We start from the raw sequence: 16,905 nt of genomic DNA, 5'->3' as shown, positions 1-16,905 counted from the left end.
GGCAGGTCTCGCGGATGGACGGGCCTGCCAAGCGTGCCCGCAGATCAACCCGCATCCCTTGGAATTCCCTCCGGCCGCATCTGCTTCTTGAGCGCCGCAATCCTGAAAATCGCATTCGGCGCGCCATAACCACGATAGGACCGCCGCTCCACCACTTCGAAGAAGAACCCCTCCCCATAGGTCCCGCTATAAAGCTGGAAATATTCCCCCTCCCCATCTCGATCGTAGAGGACGTTTTCCGCCTTCAGCCGCTCCGTCAGCTCCGGATCCAGACCGAAGCGGGCTTCGACATCGTCGTAATAGTTCGGCGAGATCGGCAATGGCTTGAAGCCCCTGGCGCGCAACCGTTCGGCGGTTGCGAAAATATCGTCTGTCGAGAAGGCCAGATGCTGGATGCCGGAGCCGAATTTTTCGGCGATGAAATGGCCGGCGAGCGTGCGGCGGTTTTCCGCGCCGTTCATGGTGATGCGCAAGCTGCCGGACTGGTTTTCGATCACCTGGCTGCGCACCACGCCGGCGGGATCGATAATATCGACCATAGGCGTTTTGTGGGTTTCGAAGATCGAGGTGTAGAAAAGCAGCCAGGTCAGCATCTCGTCATAAGCCACCGTCTGAGCGATGTGATCGATCTGCAGGAGACCGGCGTCTGAGTCCTTGCCCCTTTCCGCGACAGGCTCGAAATCGATCTCGGAGAAACGGCCGAGCGGGCTCTTCTCGTCGATGAGATAGATCAGCCCGCCACCCACACTGCGGATCGCCGGCAACTGCAATTCGCCCTCGATTACGGCCTGGGTGAAGGGCTCGGCATCGAGCGCCAGCGCCCGCGCATAGGCTTGCGCCGCATCATCGACGACGAGCGCCATCGCATAGGCGAATGTGCCATGCACGGCATAGGCGGCATTCGCGAAACCTGCGGGATCGACATTGATGATGATCCTGATATCCCCCTGCTGGAAGAGCGTCACCTTCTTGGAGCGATGCACGGCGGCTTTGCGGAAACCGAGCGCTTCGAGGATGCCGACGAGTTCCACCGCCTCCTCGTCATCGGTCGCAAATTCGATGAAGCCGACGCCCTTGACGGCGGCTCGCTCAGGCATGTCGATGCCGACAGGCGTCTCCACCTTGCGGCGGATCTGGTCGGCCAGATAGATCAGCGAGCGATGGCCATCTGCGGCAATCGCCCTTGTCGAACCGCCGCGGAACTGGTCGTTGAATATCTCCAGCGAGAAGAAACCGTCGTAACCTGTCGAAGCGACGGCCTCGGTAAACTCTGTAACGAGCAGATCGCCCTCACCGGGCATGTTGCGGAAATGTCGGGACCAGTAGAGCAGGTCCATATCGATCAGCGGTGCATCGGCCAGCTGCACGATGAAGATCTTTTCCTTCGGGATCGAACGGATGGAATTGATATCGATCCTGCGCGACAGCGAATGGAAACTGTCGAGGATCAGCCCGACGTTCGGATGGTCTGCGCGGCGCACGATCTCCCAGGCATCGCGGTGATCGTTGACGAAGCGGCCCCAGGCAAGCGCCTCGTACCCCACCTTCAGCCCGCGCTTGGCCGCCCGCTCCCCAAGCTCGCGAAAATCGGCCGCCGCCCGGTCGATGCCGCCAAGGGCCGCCTGCGAGACATTGGAGCAGACGAGCACCATGTCGGTTCCGAGCTCCTGCATGATGTCGAACTTGCGCTCGGCCCGGTCGAAAGTGCGGCTGCGCAAACTTTCCGGCATGCCCTCGAAATCGCGGAAGGGTTGGAAGAGCGTAATGGTGAGCCCGAGATCGCGCGCCATCCTGCCGACATCGGCAGGGCTGCCATCAAAGGCCAGAAAATCGTTCTCGAAAATCTCCACGCCGTCAAAGCCGGCCCGCGCTATCGCTTCGAGTTTTTCCGGCAACTCGCCTGAGAGCGTCACCGTCGCAATCGAGGTCTTCATGAACCTTAGCCCTTCTGTTGGTGCTGGTGCCGATGAGCCTGCCGTGCGCCAAACGCATCGAGCCGCCGATCTCGCTCTTGGCATTATGGCAAACATCGTTTGGATTTCAATCCAATTGATCAAATGAAAAATCTCATATGATTTCAGAAAACTATGTTGATTTATTTGCGCCCCTCTGGCAAACATTGTTGTGAACAGTCGGGAGAGGATGACTGTGAGGCTGCCCGCGACATTGCTCAGGCAGCCAGCCAAAAGGAGGAGAATTCCAATGCTGAAGTCGTTGCTGACGCGGCGTGGCGCCATGCTGGGTGCCGCCGCTCTCGTGGCCGCCGTAGGTCTCGCAAACCCGGCCGCCGCTGTGACCCCCGAGGAAATCAAGGCCCGCGGCAAGCTGATCGTCGGCATCCAGGGCGACAACCCGCCATGGGGCTTCGTCACCAGCGCCGGCAAGCAGGATGGCTTTGACGCCGATATGGCGACAGCCTATGCCAAGGAACTCGGCGTCGAGGTCGAATTCGTGCCGCTCGAGGTCAACAACCGCATTCCGGCGCTGACCTCGGGCCGCGTCGACGTGCTCTTCGCCACTATGGCCATGCTGCCGGATCGCGCCAAGGCCGTGCAATTCAGCCAGCCTTACAATGCCAATGCCATCGTCCTGATCGGCCCGAAAAACAAATCGATCAAGACCAACGAAGATATGGCGAACCTGACCATATCGGTCGCCAAGGGTGCCGCACAGGATACGCAAGTCACAAAGAATGCCCCGCCAACCGCCACCATCCGCCGCTTCGATGGCGACGCGGCAAGCGTCCAGGCGCTGGTCTCCGGCCAGGTCGATGCGCTCGGCGGCAACATCTTCTACATGGACCGCGTGGAAAAGGCCCGCCCCGGCGAATTCGAAAACAAGCTGGAATTCCAGAAGCTCTATAACGGCGCCTGCACGCGTTTGGGCGAAAAGGAACTCAACGCCTCGATCAATGCCTTCATCGACAAGATCAAGGCCAATGGCGAGCTGAAGAAGATCTACGACAAGTGGATGAAGGTGCCGGTTCCGGAATTCCCGAAGAGCCTCGACGGCATTCCGTTTACGGCTGGCTGATTGGCAGGGAGCGGGACGAAGCCCGCCTCCTCGCTTCCGTCATCCTCGGGCTTGTCCGAGGATCTGCAGACGCGCCCCATGCACAGCCGAAGTGAGGGGCAAGACCGCTCCATCGTGCCCGGGCCTGTCCCGAGTTCCCGCCGCCGCCTGATTAAATCCTCGGGACAAGCCCGAGGATGACGTCCAGAAGGCGAAACACTGCCCCGTTTGAGGTGCGACATGACCAGAACCATCTTCGTCCTCAACGGACCGAACCTCAATCTGCTAGGCGAGCGCGAGCCGCATATCTACGGCTCCACCACGCTTGCCGATATCAGGCAGATGTGCCTCGCCAAGGCAAAGACGCTCGGCTTCGAGATCGATTTCCGCCAGACGAATTTCGAGGGCGAGCTGGTGGAGAGCATCCATCAGGCCCGCAAAGAGGCCTGCGGCATCATCATCAATCCCGCCGCCTATACCTTCACCTCGATTGCCCTGCTCGATGCGTTGAAAACCTTCACTCCGCCAAAAATCGAGCTGCATATTTCCAATGTCCATGCCCGCGAGGAGATCTACCATAAGTCCCTCGTCTCGCGCGTCGCCACCGCCATCATGATCGGTTTTGGCGCGCGTGGTTACGAGCTCGCGATCGAGGCGATGTCTGGAATGGTTGGGGCAGGCATGGCGGGAGCGGCAAAGACAGCATGAACTATCAACTGGATTTCACGCCCGTCATCGATGGCCTGCCGAGCCTGCTGCTCGGCTGTCTCGGCACTTTCCTGCTCGCCGTTTGCGGCATGGTGCTGGCCGTCATCATCGGCATCGGTGGCGTGGCGCTGAGGGATTCGCATATCAAGCCGGTGCGCTGGCTGATCATCGCCTTTGTCGAACTCATCCGCAACACGCCCTTCCTGGTGCAGATCTTCTTTCTCTTCTTCGCCCTGCCGCTGATCGGCATCCGCCTCGACCCGACGCCGACGGCGATCATCGCGCTCGGGATCAATGGCGGCGCCTATGCGATCGAGATCATCAGGGGCGGCGTGCAATCCATTCCCGGAGGACAGATGGAAGCGGGCCTGGCGCTCGGCCTGCACAAGGTACAGGTCTTTCGGCTGATCATCCTGAAGCCGGCGCTCAGAGCCATCTACCCGTCGCTGACCAGCCAGTTCGTGCTGCTCACGCTCTCCACCAGCATCTGCTCGGCCATCTCGGCTTATGAGCTGACCTCTGTAGCGCAGCGCATCGAATCCGACAGTTTCCGCAGCTTCGAGGTCTATTTCACCATCACGATCTTCTACCTCGTCATTTCCTGGCTGATGATGCACCTTTTCGCGCTCTTCTCGGCCCGCTATTTCACCTATCCGGTCAAGTGAGGGCACCATGGGCAGCGACGAATACGTCTTCCTTCTGATCGGCCTGAAATGGACCGTGCTTCTGTCTGCCGTCGGCTTCGTCTGCGGCTGCATCGCCGGTCTCGCCGTGGCGCTGGCGCGCACCTCGGGCACACCGCTTCTGGAGCGGGTGATGGCAACCTATATCGCCGTCTTCCAGGGCACGCCGCTCCTGATGCAGCTCTTCGTCACCTATTATGGTCTGGCCCTGATCGGCCTGAGGCTCGACGCCTGGGAGGCGGTCGCGATCGGCCTGACGCTGCATGCCAGCGCCTATCTCGGCGAGATCTGGCGCGGCGCGATCGAAGCCGTGCCGCGCGGCCAGACGGAGGCGGCAAAGGCGCTCAGCCTCAAATATGTCTCGCGCATGAAGGATGTGATTTTGCCGCAGGCGATCCGCATCTCCCTGCCCGCCACGATCGGCTTCCTGGTGCAACTCATCAAGGGCACGTCGCTGGCCTCGATCGTCGGCTTTACGGAGCTGACGCGCGCCGGCAACATCATCTCCAACCAGATCTTCCAGCCGCTGACCGTCTTCGGCATCGTCGGCGCCCTTTATTTCCTGATGTGCTGCCCGCTGACCATTCTCGGCGCCCGCCTGGAGCGACGCTTCAACGCCGCTCATGCGCGCTGACGCAGCCTGAAAATCAATGGAAACGAAACAATGACAGCAGCCCTGCCCCTTCACCCAAATCAGGTCACGATTGACGAAACCATGATCACCATGAGCCATGTGGAGAAATGGTACGGCGCCTTCCAGGCCCTGCACGATATCAATATCGAGGTGCGCAGGGGCGAGCGCATCGTGCTCTGCGGCCCCTCCGGCAGCGGAAAATCGACGCTGATCCGCTGCATCAACCATCTGGAAACCTATGAGAAGGGCGAGATTCGCGTCGGCGGCATCCTGCTTGGCAACCAGGCCAAGGCGATCGATGCGATCAGGCGCGAGGTCGGCATGGTCTTCCAGCAATTCAACCTCTTCCCGCATCTGACCGTGCTGCAGAACTGCATGCTGGCCCCGATGCGCGCGCTTGGCGTGACCAGAGCCGAAGCCGAGGAACGTGCCCGCACGCTTCTGGCGCGCGTCAAGATTGCCGAACAGGCGGAGAAATTCCCTGTTCAGCTCTCTGGCGGCCAGCAGCAGCGCGTCGCGATCGCGCGTGCGCTTTGCATGCGCCCCAAGGTGATGCTCTTCGACGAGCCGACCTCGGCACTTGACCCGGAGATGGTCAAGGAAGTGCTGGATACGATGATCAGCCTTGCCGAGGAAGGCATGACAATGATCTGCGTGACCCATGAAATGGGCTTTGCCCGCCAGGTCGCCAACCGGGTGATCTTCATGGCAAGCGGCGCGATCGTGGAAGAAGCGCCGCCGGCGGAATTCTTCACCAATCCCCGCCACGAGCGCACCCGCAAATTCCTCGGCGAAATCTTGCGCAATTAAGGACGCAACCATGCCCGCCCCCTCGTGCACACGCCCTCTTGAGATCGCCGTCATGGGCGTCGGGCTGATCGGCCGGCGCCATATCGAGGGCGTGCTGGCAGAGCCGCGCGCCGCGCTTGCCGCTGTCATCGACCCCTCGCCCGCCGCCCGCGACGAGGCGCGCGCTAATGGCTTCACCTGGTTTGCAAGCCTTACCGAAGCGCTGGCGGACCGCCGTCCCGACGGCGTCATCGTCGCCACACCGAACCAGCTTCACGTCGCCAACGCCAGTGACGCCGTGACATCAGGCATCCCCGTCCTCATCGAAAAGCCCATCGCCGACGATTCCGTAGCAGCCGCCGGCCTCGTGGCAGCCGCCGAGCGCGCCGGCGTGCCTGTTCTCGTCGGGCATCACCGTCGCCACAACCCCCTCATCCGCGAGGCCAGGCGCATCATCGACAGCGGCCGCCTGGGAAAGATCCGCGCCGTTCATGGCAGCTTCTGGGTCGCCAAGCCCGACGATTACTTCAATGTGCAATGGCGCCGCGAACCCGGCGCCGGGCCGACATTCATCAACCTCATCCATGATGTCGATCTCTTCCGCTACCTGCTCGGTGAAGTGGAAAGCGTGCATGCGATGGACTCCAATGCCGCGAGAGGCCATGCGGTGGAGGATACAGCCGTCGTGCTGCTGCGCTTCGAAAGCGGTGTCCTGGCGACGCTAACGGCATCAGATGCCGTGCCCTCGCCCTGGAGTTGGGAAATGACCTCGGGCGAAAACCCCGCTTATCCGCAGCAAGACCAGTTCTGCTACCAGATCGGCGGCACCGAAGCCTCGCTCGCCATCCCGCAGCTTGCCCTCTGGCGCAATGCGCTGCGGCCCGACTGGCGCGAGCCGCTGATCGAAGAGCGCCTGACGGTGGCCGAAGCCGACCCGCTGACCCTGCAGCTCCAGCATTTCTGCGACATTATCGAAGGAAAGGCCAAACCGCTCGTCAGCGGCCAGGAAGGGCTTGCGACACTTGAGGTCATTGAGGCGATCAAGCAATCCGCCCGAACCGGAAAGACCGTCTTCCCTGGGAAGATGCGGGATAATACCGATGATTAGCGGCACCACAAGGCTGATCGCCCATCTCGGCTACCCGACGGAAAGCTTCAAGGCGCCGCTGATCTATAATCCCTATTTTGCGGAACAGCGCATCGACGCCGTCGTCGTTCCCATGGGCTGCAGGCCTGCCGATTACCCGGATTTCCTGAGGCTGATCTTCCGCCTCTCGAATATCCACGGGGCGCTGATCACCATGCCCCACAAGATCACCACGATGGGTCTCCTGGACGAAATCTCCACCAATGCCCGCGTGGCCGGCTCCTGCAACGCCGTCAAGCTCGGGCCTGACGGCAAGCTGATCGGCGACATGTTCGACGGCGAAGGTTTCGTGCGCGGCCTTAAGCGCAAGGGCCAGGCAATCGCGGGCGCAAGCGCCCTCATGATCGGCGCCGGCGGTGTCGGCTCGGCCATCGCCGCTTCGCTTGCCAGCGGTGGCCTCACCCGCCTTGCCCTGCACGACGACAACAAGGCAGCACTGGATGGCCTGAAATCCCGCCTTAACACCTACTATCCGGCAATGCAGGTGACGACAGACGGGAACGACCCCGATGGTTTCGACATCGTCATCAATGCCACGCCGCTCGGCATGCATAAGGACGACCCTCTGCCGCTGGATGTGGCGCGGCTTTCGCCGGATACATTCGTCGGCGAAGTGGTCATGAAGGAGGAGATTACGCCGTTTCTGGCCGCAGCGCGGGAGAGAGGATGCCGGTATCAAGTGGGGACGGATATGCTGTTTGAGCAGATACCGGCTTATCTGGAGTTTTTCGGCTTTGCGACAACCACGGCGGAGCATTTGAGGCTGATTGCGAATCTTTAGTCGCGGGCCTTGACCTTCACACCACTGGTGACCGGATCGAGGCCGTCTCAGCGGCTTCCAACGATTGAATGACATTACACGCCCTGTCGGCTGCAGCTTGCCCTCGGCGCTGGCAATGGTTTCGAACCTGCTGGAATAACTCCAGACGATCGCCAAGATCACGAAAACGGATATGAACCGGATCAGCGCCGCCCCTCAGGCGAGGCCTCGCCAGTCTCATCCATATCTTTCGCCGGATATCCTGGTCATCGGCAGCGGGCTCGGCGATATGCCCGCTCGCCAGGCATTTTACTGACCGAACCCGTCCTTGCGTTCCGCCGAGACGCGACAGCCCCGGAAACACCGCCGCGCCGACTGCACATAATGTTGCAACGGTTGCGATCTGTCCCGGACTCGTGACGGTCCTGCCCCAAACGCATTTGGTCCCAAAGGCCACAGCAGGATCAGAAAGCCACCGAACAGATTGCAGAGATCTAAATCACGAAATCCGTTCCTTACTGGAAGACAGGCTTGCTGTATCAACATCGTCGATATAAAGCTTTCGTCATATCAGATGGGGACATTATGGAACGCTCGTTTTTAACGATCGATGCAGGCGTCAACGACACCGTCATAAAAGCCCTCTCCGCACCGGGGCGCCTGCAACTCCTCAAACTCCTGTGCTCCAAAGGCCCGATGAACGTCAACGACATGGCGCGGGCGCTGTCGCTTCCACAATCGACCGTCGCGACCGGGATTCAAATCCTGGAAGAGGTGGGCTTGGTCGAATCCCGCCTCGCCAAAGGCCGCAAGGGCAACCAGAAGATCTGTTCCGCTGTCTACGACGAGATCCTCATCAGCTTCGAAGACAAGTCAGTCAGCAAGACGGACGACGTCATCGAAGTCGAAATGCCCGTCGGGCTCTATACGAGCTGCGACATCCACGCGCCTTGTGGCCTGTGTTCAAACGACAGTGTGATCGGGCTGCTCGACGTTCCCGACTATTTCCTGGATCCACAGCGCATGCAGGCCGGCCTCGTCTGGTTCGGCAGGGGCTTTGTCGAGTACAAGTTTCCAAATAACGCCAAGGTCTTGAACAAGGAAGTGCGCGCCATCGAATTTTCGATGGAACTCTCGTCGGAAGTGCCCGGAACCAACCCGGACTGGCCCTCCGATATCACGCTTTGGGTCAATGGAATGGCGGTTGGGACGTGGATGTCGCCGGGCGATTACGGCGACAAGCGAGGGGCTTATACGCCCGGCTGGTGGAAGCTCGAAGGGTCCCAATACGGCAAGCTGAAGACCTGGCGCATATCGACGCGCGGCACATTCATCGACGGGGTGGCGACTTCCAATGTCACGGTCGCGGACCTTGCCCTGGCGCAACATTCTTCCATCCGGCTTCGCGTCGGTATTGCGGAGAATGCTAGCCACACCGGCGGCGTAAACATCTTCGGACGCGGCTTCGGCAATTACGGCAGAGATATCGTGATGCGACTATACGTTTGAAAGACAATATCGAAAATCCTGATTTCAATGACGCGATTAATTTTTCCGGTGCGACCTGTTATCATGACTTACCAGATTGTATTTTAACGATTATTCCGAAAATCCGCGCTTCAGAGCCCAACGAGCCTGCGCAATTGACTCGCTTCCACCCAGCTATCAAGATGACCGCATAAGAACGGAGAAATTGATATTTAGGGGAGGCCTCGGTGAAAACGAGCCTTATCGTTCATCGCGATTTTAGACTCGCGAGCATTGATCCCAGACTCTACAGTTCTTTTCTCGAACATCTTGGCAGAGCCGTTTACGGCGGCATCTATGAGCCTGGACATCCGACTGCCGATGCGGATGGTTTCCGGCAGGACGTCATCGACCTCGTGCGGCAGCTCGACACGCCCTACTGTCGTTATCCCGGCGGCAATTTCGTTTCAGCCTACGATTGGGAGGATGGCATCGGGCCGCGTTCCGAGCGGCCGGTCCGCCTCGATCTTGCCTGGCGCACGCGTGAAAGCAACCAGATCGGCGTCAACGAATTTGTCGACTGGTGCAAGAAAGCAGGCACCAAGCCGATGCTTGCGGTCAATCTGGGATCCCGCGGGCTGGAAGCGGCGCGCAGCTTTCTCGAATATTGCAATCATCCCGGAGGTACCCATTGGTCGGACTTGCGTCGCAAGCACGGTTGGGAAACGCCGCACAATGTCAAGTTGTGGTGCCTCGGCAATGAAATGGACGGCCCCTGGCAGGTCGGCCATAAGTCGGCGCAGGAATATGGTCGATTGGCCGATGAGACGGCAAAGGCGATGCGCGGCTTCGACAGGTCGCTCGAACTCGTGGTCTGCGGTTCCTCGCATCCCGACATGAAAACCTATCCAGACTGGGAAGCACAGGTTCTCGACGAATGTTATGACAGTGCAGACTATATTTCCCTGCATATGTATTTCGCGAACCGCGAAAAGAACACGCTCAATTACCTGGCGCGCACCACAAAGCTTGACCGTTACATCACCACCATCGGCGGCGTGATCGACTATATCAAGGCAAAGAAGCGATCCAAGAAGACGATTGGCATTTCCTTTGACGAATGGAATGTCTGGTATCATTCCAACCAGCAGGACAAGGACATTCTTGCGAAGAACGAATGGCCCGATGCGCCGCACCTTCTCGAAGACGTCTACAATTTCGAGGACGTGCTGCAGGTCGGCGGCATTCTCAACACCTTCATTCGCCGCTCAGATCGTGTGCGCATCGCCTGCATCGCCCAGCTCGTCAACGTCATCGCGCCGATCATGACCGAAAACGGCGGTCCGGCGTGGCGCCAGACGATCTACTACCCCTTCTATTTCGCATCGAAGTATGGCCGCGGTTCGGCCCTGCAGCTCATTGCCGACGCGCCGACCTATGATTGCGAGGAGGCGGATGATGTGCCTTATCTCGACGCATCCGCGGTTCTTTCCGACGACGGCAAGACGCTGACCTTCTTTGTCGTCAACCGCCATCCGCAAAATACGCTTGACCTCGATGCCCGGCTCGACGGCTTTGCCGGTGCTCGTGTCCTGGAACACGTGGAGATGGCGCATCCGGACCTCGAGGCCGTCAACACGGCGCGGCAACCGGAAACCGTCGTCCCTGCGAAGGTCGACAACGCAGGAATCGAGGATGGCAGATTGCGCGCAAGGCTGAAACCGCAGTCCTACGGCGTCATCCGGCTGTCGGTCTGAAGAATTTCCGGCCATCACCCTCGTGCTGGCCTGAAGACTATCCGCTCGCTGCGAGGAGGCAGTCGAGCCGGAGGAATGGATCGCAGAAGCATCGGACCTGACACGTACAAGTCCCAAGCCTGCTGCGGACCAAAAACCGCGACGTCCCACGCGTCCATTGCGGCCGCTCTCTCGTCGCATTCAAAGGGAGGAGAAAATGCAGCATTGGAAGAAGCTTGCATTCGGCGTCGCCCTGGCGACGCTCGGCCTGATGGCCGCGGCCAAGGCAGATGATTATAAATCCTTGCCTCGCAAGGACACGCTCATCGTCGAAAATCCGGAAGGCACGATCAAGAACCCCGGCTGGTTCAATATTTGGGTCAACGGCGGCGGCGGTGTTTCAACCGGCCTGCAGCAGTTGACCATGGACACGCTCTGGTACATCGATCCCGAACAAGGTCTCGGCGGCTCGACCTGGGACAATTCCCTTGCCGCCGACAAGCCGCAATATAATGCCGACTTTACCGAGATGACGGTGAAGCTACGCCCGGGGCTCTACTGGAGCGATGGCGTGGAATTTACAGCCGATGACGTCGTCTATACGGTCAAGACGCAAATGGACCATCCCGGCATGGTCTGGAGCGCCGCCTTCTCGGTGCAGGTCGCAAGCGTCGAAGCAACGGATCGCAATACGGTCGTCTTCAAGCTGAAAAAGCCCAATTCGCGTTTCCATGCGATCTTCACGGTACGCTGGAACGGTGCTTGGATCATGCCGAAACACGTTTTCGAGAAGGTTGCCGATCCCGTTCGCTATGATTTTGCCAATCCCGTTTCCCTCGGAGCCTACAAGCTGAAGGCCTATGATCCGCAAGGCAAATGGTATACGTGGGAGAAGCGCGACGACTGGCAGCGGACCTCGCTTGCCCGCTTCGGCGAACCCGCTCCGAAATATGTCACCTATGTCGACCCCGGCCCGCCGGATAAGCGCACCATCGCCCAGCTCGAGCACAATCTCGATATCATCCACGACAATACGCCTGAGGGCATGTTCACGCTCAAGGAAAAATCCAAGTCGGTCGATACGTGGTTCCCGGGTTTCCCCTACGCTCATCCGGACCCGACGCTTCCGGCTGTCATCTTCAATACGCAGGATCCGACCTTCCAGAACCCGGATGTCAGATGGGCTCTGGCTCTCCTGATAGACATCAAGGCCGTGGACATGGCGAGCTATCGTGGTGCCGCGACGCTGTCAGCACTGGGTGTTCCGCCGACCGCCGTCGCGATGACGGCTTATCAGGCCCCCATGCAGGATTGGCTGAAGAACTTCGAAATCGACACCGGCAAGCGCAAGATCAAGCCCTATGATCCAACGATCGGCCAGCAGATCGCCGATATCTTGGGCAAACAGGCAAAATACAAGGATCAGATCCCGAAGGATCCTGCCGCGATCAACGCGGCCTTCGGTTACGGCTGGTGGAAGCCGGATCCACAGGCTGCTGCGGAACTTTTGGAAAAGGCCGGCTTCAAGAAGACCGGCGGCAAATGGATGACGCCTGATGGTCAGCCGTTCAGAATCCGCATGACCGTGGAGGGCGACACGCGCTCCGTCTTCACCCGCGCGGGAACGCTGATCGCGCAGCAATGGGCTTCCTTCGGCATCGACGCCAAAGCCGTGCCGACGACGAGCCTGTGGCAGGTTGCGCTGCAGCCCGGCGATTTCCAGGTGGCGATTGCCTGGAGCGTCGAAACCTGGGGCGGCGATCCCGACCTGTCCTTCTTCCTCGACAGCTGGCACTCGCAGTTCGTGGCAAAGAAGGGTGAGGTTCAGCCGCCGCGCAACTGGCAGCGCTGGAGCAATCCGGAGCTCGACAAGATCATCGAAAGCATCCGCGGCATCAGCGCCGACGATCCCAAGGGCATCGAGCTCGGCAAGGATTATCTGAGGCTGGTCGCCCGCGAAATGCCGACGATCCCGCTGATGTCCTACAACGTCTTCACCTCGATGGACACGACCTATTGGACCGGCTACCCGACGATATCAGACCCTTATACCGATCCGGTGCCGAACTGGGCCAATTCTAGGCTGATGATGGTCAAGCTGAAACCGGCACAATCGCAATAATCCTCCCGCCGCCGGCGCGGCATGCCGCGCCGGCTTCCTTGTCGACGGACATCTGCCCGTCGATCTTTTTCCAGTCGATGCGGGGAACGAGAGAGGAACCACCACCCTATGACGTCCTATCTGATCTTCGTGCTGAAGCGGTTCGGTCAGTTTCTGCTCGTCGTCTTTATTGGAGTGAGCATCACATTCTTCGTTACCCACCTGACCCCGATCGATCCGGTCGAAGAAAGCATAGGCGCCATAACCCAGATGGGTCAGTCCGATCCGAATGCGATCGAGCTCATGCGGCAGTCGCTTCGCGAACTTTACGGACTGGAGGGCTCGATCTGGCAACAATATCTGCATTTCTGGCTGCGGTTGATGACCGGTGATCTCGGTCCTTCGCTATCGGCTTTTCCCACACCGGTTTCCACCATCATTCTGCGGTCTCTGCCCTGGACCATCGGGCTGATGACTGTCTCTACCCTAATCACCTTCGTGCTCGGAAACGCGATCGGCGCACTCGCCGGCTATTACAGGAAGAACATGGTGTTGAAAGGCGTCAGCCTGGTCTTCATCGCGCTCCTTCCCATTCCCTATTATATTCTGGCCTTCGTGCTTCTCATCCTGTTCGGCTATCTCTGGCCGGTGCTGCCGATCAATGGCGGCTACGAGATGAACGCCAATCTGGACCTCTCCTTTTCGTTGATCGTCGATATCCTGGAACATTCCATCCTGCCGGCCCTGTCGCTGATCCTGGTCGGAGCCGGCAGCTGGTTGATAGGGATGCGCGCGCTCGTTTCCAACATCATCACCGATGATTACGTCGTCTTCGCCGAACTCGGCGGCGTTCCGAAGCGGAAAATTCTGCGCTCCTACATCGCTCGCAATGCGATGGTACCGCAATTTACCGGGCTTGCCATGTCGCTCGGGGCGATCTTCAACGGCACCGTCATCACGGAGATCGTCTTCGGTTATCCCGGCATCGGCAACCTGCTGATTTCGGCGGTGCATGCCGGCGACTACAGCCTGGTCCTCGGCCTCAGCGCCTTGTCGATCGTCGGCGTCGCCGCCGCCGTGTTCATCATCGACATTCTGAGCCCGCTGATCGATCCGCGCATCAAGGTGGAGTAGGCCATGTTTACCATCATCCGCGACCTCGCGCGCCAGAACCAGGAATTTCTCTGCGGCCTGCTGCTCTTTGCCGTCATCGTCGGGTTGATCGTCGTGTCCTATTTCTCGCCCTACGGCGCCACGGACCTCTATCTTCTGCCGCCCGACATGCCGCCCGATAGCCAATATTGGCTCGGCACGACATCGCGCGGTCAGGACGTTTTCTGGCAACTGACCATTGCCCTTCGCAATACCTTGTACTTCGGCATCGGCGTCGCCTTTCTGTCGCGCATCATCTCGCTGGTCGTCGGCCTCGTTGCCGGTTATGCCGGCGGTGCGGTCGACCGGGTGCTGATGGCGATCAACGACAGCGTCATGGTCATCCCGCAATTTCCGCTGTTGATCCTGTTTTATTTCGTGCTGAAGGACAGCATGACCTGGACCATACTGATCGTCATCATGGCCGCACTCGGCTGGTCCTACGATGCGCGCCTTATCCGCTCGGTGGCGATCGGCCTGAAGACCAGGCCCTTCACCGTCCAGAGCGTCTATTCCGGCATGAGCATGCGCAAGATCCTGGTCGAAGAGCACCTGCCCTATGTGCTGCCCATCGTCTTCGCCACCACGATGAACAACATGATCTGGTCGATCGGCATGGAAATCACGCTGTCGGTGCTGGGCTTTACCGATATCGAGACGCCGACCATGGGCATGATGATCTACTGGGCCAACGCGCATTCGGCGCTGATTGCCGGCACCTGGTGGTGGGTGGCAGCGCCAGTCGCGGTGATCGTCATTCTCTTCCTGGCGCTCTTCCTGCTGTCGATGTCGATGAACGAGTACAATGATCCGCGCAGCCGGCTGAACCGGATGGGAAGCTAGCATGGACCCTTTGGTCGAAATCCAGAATCTCAAAGCCTACTACCGCGCCTTCCTCTACGGCATCGATCGCGAAGTGCGGGCCGTCGACGACATCACTCTGACGATCGGCCGCGGCGAGGTCTATGGCGTCGCCGGAGAATCGAGCAGCGGCAAGACGACCCTGATCAAGACCGTCGCCGGCGCGATCCGGCCGCCGCTCAGGGTCGTATCAGGAAAGGTGACGTTCCATTTCGCGGGCGGCACCCAGGATATTTACGCGATGAAGCCCGAAGAGCGCATGGCGCTGCGCTGGCGGCATCTGTCCTATATCATGCAGGGGTCGATGAATGTGCTCAACCCGGTGCGCCGGATCCGCTATTCCTTCACCGACTTCGCATTCCGCCACATGCAGGTCGGCATGCAAGAGTTCTTCGAAAGGGTCGCCGCCCATTTGCAACGGCTAAAGCTCGATCCGCATCTGCTCGACGCCTATCCCCACGAGCTCTCCGGCGGCATGCGCCAGCGCATGACCATTGCGCTCGCCACGATCCTGACGCCGGAATTCATCATCGCCGACGAACCGACGACCGCCCTCGATGTGATCGTCCAGCGCGACGTGTTGTCGATGGTCCGCGAAATTCAACGCGAAATGGGCTCGTCCTTCCTGTTCGTTACCCATGATATGGGCGTTCACGCAACGGTGTCCGACCGCATCGGCATCGTCTATGCCGGCCGTCTCGTCGAGGAAGCGCCCACCCGCGAACTCTTCAGCATGCCGCTTCATCCCTATACGCAGCACCTCGTCGCCAGTCTGCCGCGTATCGGCGACGCGACGGCCCGCCCTTCGCTGGAGGGACGCCCCCCGAACCTTGCCATGCCGCCGGAAGGCTGCCGGTTTCATCCGCGCTGTCCAAAACGGATGGAGATCTGTTCACAGAAGGTGCCGCCCTTGATCACTGTTGGGCCGCAGCGGCGGGTCGCATGTTTTGCAGTTACGGGAGATCAGGTTTGAGTGCTTTGCTGAATCTCTCGCATGTCACAAAAATCTATCGGCAGGGCGGCATGCTCGGCCGGCGTCGGATCACGGCTGTCAAGGATGTCAGCTTCGCACTTGGCGAGGAACCGGAGATCCTGTCGATCGTCGGAGAATCCGGATCGGGCAAGTCGACCATCGCTGCAATGATCCTCGGCCAGACGGCGCCGACGCAAGGAGAGCTCGAATTCTGCGGCAGGGCGGTTTCCATTCACGGCAGATCCGAACGCAGGGCTTTCATGAATAAGGTGCAGCCAGTTCTCCAGAACCCTTTCGAAGCCTTCAATCCGATGAAGCGAGTGGATCGCTACCTGTTTGAGACGGCCCGCAATTTGTCGGCGTCGGGAAAACAGCCGGAGCGGCGGCAGGTGGAACGCGTCGCGGATGCCGCATTGATGCATGTCGGCCTGACCCTTGAAGAGGTGAAGGGCCGATTTCCCCACGAGTTGTCCGGCGGTCAGCTTCAGCGCGTCGCCATCGCCCGTGCGCTCATTCCGCAACCCCGCCTGCTGGTCGCCGATGAACCGGTATCCATGGTCGATGCGTCGCTGCGCATGGCAATCGTCAACCTGTTCGGCCGCCTGAAAAGCGAACTTGGGCTTTCGATCATCTACATCACTCACGACCTTGCCACCGCTTATTATATCAGTGACCGGATCATCATCATGCGCAAAGGCGAAATCGCCGAACAAGGAGAGGCGCGCAAGGTCCTCGACAATCCGCAGCATCCCTATTCCCGCGCGCTGAAAGACGCCGTGCTGAGCGCCGATTTTGCGGCCATGTCCTAAAGACCAGCAAGCGCTAAGTTCCGCCGAAGCAAGTCTCTCATTAAAACAATGACATAAACAAAAATTGATTTTT

General features: G+C 59.6%; 15 protein-coding genes. 14 read left to right on the top strand and 1 reads right to left on the bottom strand.

The window, feature by feature from the left end:
• Positions 1-44: 44 nt before the first annotated feature.
• Positions 45-1,934 (bottom strand): sugar phosphate isomerase/epimerase and 4-hydroxyphenylpyruvate domain-containing protein, encoded by a 1,890-nt coding sequence (locus EV281_RS23325; protein WP_132656637.1) that lies wholly within the window; start codon positions 1,932-1,934, stop codon positions 45-47.
• A 268-nt stretch (positions 1,935-2,202) separates the two neighbouring features.
• Between EV281_RS23325 and EV281_RS23320 the strand changes: the two genes are divergently transcribed.
• The 14 genes from EV281_RS23320 to EV281_RS23255 all read left to right on the top strand — a co-directional run bounded on the left by EV281_RS23320 (position 2,203) and on the right by EV281_RS23255 (position 16,832).
• Positions 2,203-3,033 carry a transporter substrate-binding domain-containing protein gene (locus EV281_RS23320; RefSeq protein WP_132656636.1) on the top strand — a complete coding sequence of 277 codons (831 nt, stop codon included), beginning with the start codon at positions 2,203-2,205 and terminating at the stop codon, positions 3,031-3,033.
• A gap of 219 nt (positions 3,034-3,252) precedes the next feature.
• Entirely contained in the window at positions 3,253-3,720 is a 468-nt protein-coding gene (aroQ, locus tag EV281_RS23315; RefSeq protein WP_132656635.1) for a type II 3-dehydroquinate dehydratase, read from the top strand.
• Positions 3,717-4,385: an amino acid ABC transporter permease gene (locus EV281_RS23310; protein ID WP_132656634.1), complete on the top strand. Its 669-nt coding sequence runs from the start codon at positions 3,717-3,719 to the stop codon at positions 4,383-4,385. Before aroQ ends, EV281_RS23310 begins: the two co-directional genes overlap by 4 nt.
• A 7-nt stretch (positions 4,386-4,392) precedes the next feature.
• Positions 4,393-5,037: an amino acid ABC transporter permease gene (locus EV281_RS23305; RefSeq protein WP_132656633.1), complete on the top strand. Its 645-nt coding sequence runs from the start codon at positions 4,393-4,395 to the stop codon at positions 5,035-5,037.
• Positions 5,038-5,118: 81 nt separating this feature from the next.
• Positions 5,119-5,847, top strand: coding sequence for an amino acid ABC transporter ATP-binding protein (locus tag EV281_RS23300; protein ID WP_132656843.1), 729 nt, complete (start codon positions 5,119-5,121; stop codon positions 5,845-5,847).
• A 10-nt stretch (positions 5,848-5,857) separates the two neighbouring features.
• On the top strand, positions 5,858-6,934 hold the full coding sequence (locus EV281_RS23295) for a Gfo/Idh/MocA family oxidoreductase (RefSeq protein ID WP_132656632.1): 1,077 nt from the start codon (positions 5,858-5,860) through the stop codon (positions 6,932-6,934).
• A complete protein-coding gene (locus EV281_RS23290) occupies positions 6,927-7,754 on the top strand; it encodes a shikimate dehydrogenase (RefSeq protein WP_132656631.1) in 828 nt (275 codons plus the stop codon). Before EV281_RS23295 ends, EV281_RS23290 begins: the two co-directional genes overlap by 8 nt.
• Positions 7,755-8,318: 564 nt before the next feature.
• Complete coding sequence (locus EV281_RS23285) at positions 8,319-9,242, top strand: ArsR family transcriptional regulator (RefSeq protein WP_132656630.1); 924 nt, start codon at positions 8,319-8,321, stop codon at positions 9,240-9,242.
• A gap of 206 nt (positions 9,243-9,448) precedes the next feature.
• Positions 9,449-10,957, top strand: a complete 1,509-nt coding sequence (locus tag EV281_RS23280) for an alpha-N-arabinofuranosidase (protein ID WP_132656629.1) — start codon at positions 9,449-9,451, stop codon at positions 10,955-10,957.
• Positions 10,958-11,153: 196 nt separating this feature from the next.
• Positions 11,154-13,058, top strand: a complete 1,905-nt coding sequence (locus EV281_RS23275) for an ABC transporter substrate-binding protein (protein WP_132656628.1) — start codon at positions 11,154-11,156, stop codon at positions 13,056-13,058.
• A 108-nt stretch (positions 13,059-13,166) separates the two neighbouring features.
• On the top strand, positions 13,167-14,171 hold the full coding sequence (locus tag EV281_RS23270; RefSeq protein ID WP_132656627.1) for an ABC transporter permease: 1,005 nt from the start codon (positions 13,167-13,169) through the stop codon (positions 14,169-14,171).
• Between the two features lie 3 nt (positions 14,172-14,174).
• Positions 14,175-15,032, top strand: a complete 858-nt coding sequence (locus EV281_RS23265) for an ABC transporter permease (protein WP_132656626.1) — start codon at positions 14,175-14,177, stop codon at positions 15,030-15,032.
• Between the two features lies 1 nt (position 15,033).
• Positions 15,034-16,023 carry an ABC transporter ATP-binding protein gene (locus EV281_RS23260; RefSeq protein ID WP_132656625.1) on the top strand — a complete coding sequence of 330 codons (990 nt, stop codon included), beginning with the start codon at positions 15,034-15,036 and terminating at the stop codon, positions 16,021-16,023.
• Entirely contained in the window at positions 16,020-16,832 is an 813-nt protein-coding gene (locus tag EV281_RS23255; protein WP_132656624.1) for an ABC transporter ATP-binding protein, read from the top strand. The genes EV281_RS23260 and EV281_RS23255 overlap by 4 nt, the downstream gene beginning before the upstream one ends.
• The last annotated feature ends 73 nt before the right edge of the window (positions 16,833-16,905 follow it).

The organism is Rhizobium sp. BK418 (assembly GCF_004341105.1).
Taxonomy (GTDB): domain Bacteria; phylum Pseudomonadota; class Alphaproteobacteria; order Rhizobiales; family Rhizobiaceae; genus Rhizobium.
This window is presented reverse-complemented; position numbering and strand designations above follow the sequence as displayed.

Excerpts from the sequence above, each read along its gene's own strand:
- EV281_RS23325 (WP_132656637.1), bottom strand. The coding sequence starts at position 1,934 with ATGAAGACCTCGATTGCGACGGTGACGCTCTCAGGCGAGTTGCCGGAA.
- aroQ (WP_132656635.1), top strand. The coding sequence starts at position 3,253 with ATGACCAGAACCATCTTCGTCCTCAACGGACCGAACCTCAATCTGCTA.
- EV281_RS23300 (WP_132656843.1), top strand. The coding sequence starts at position 5,119 with ATGATCACCATGAGCCATGTGGAGAAATGGTACGGCGCCTTCCAGGCC.
- EV281_RS23320 (WP_132656636.1), top strand. The coding sequence starts at position 2,203 with ATGCTGAAGTCGTTGCTGACGCGGCGTGGCGCCATGCTGGGTGCCGCC.
- EV281_RS23295 (WP_132656632.1), top strand. The coding sequence starts at position 5,858 with ATGCCCGCCCCCTCGTGCACACGCCCTCTTGAGATCGCCGTCATGGGC.
- EV281_RS23290 (WP_132656631.1), top strand. The coding sequence starts at position 6,927 with ATGATTAGCGGCACCACAAGGCTGATCGCCCATCTCGGCTACCCGACG.
- EV281_RS23275 (WP_132656628.1), top strand. The coding sequence starts at position 11,154 with ATGCAGCATTGGAAGAAGCTTGCATTCGGCGTCGCCCTGGCGACGCTC.
- EV281_RS23310 (WP_132656634.1), top strand. The coding sequence starts at position 3,717 with ATGAACTATCAACTGGATTTCACGCCCGTCATCGATGGCCTGCCGAGC.
- EV281_RS23305 (WP_132656633.1), top strand. The coding sequence starts at position 4,393 with ATGGGCAGCGACGAATACGTCTTCCTTCTGATCGGCCTGAAATGGACC.
- EV281_RS23285 (WP_132656630.1), top strand. The coding sequence starts at position 8,319 with ATGGAACGCTCGTTTTTAACGATCGATGCAGGCGTCAACGACACCGTC.
- EV281_RS23260 (WP_132656625.1), top strand. The coding sequence starts at position 15,034 with ATGGACCCTTTGGTCGAAATCCAGAATCTCAAAGCCTACTACCGCGCC.
- EV281_RS23270 (WP_132656627.1), top strand. The coding sequence starts at position 13,167 with ATGACGTCCTATCTGATCTTCGTGCTGAAGCGGTTCGGTCAGTTTCTG.
- EV281_RS23265 (WP_132656626.1), top strand. The coding sequence starts at position 14,175 with ATGTTTACCATCATCCGCGACCTCGCGCGCCAGAACCAGGAATTTCTC.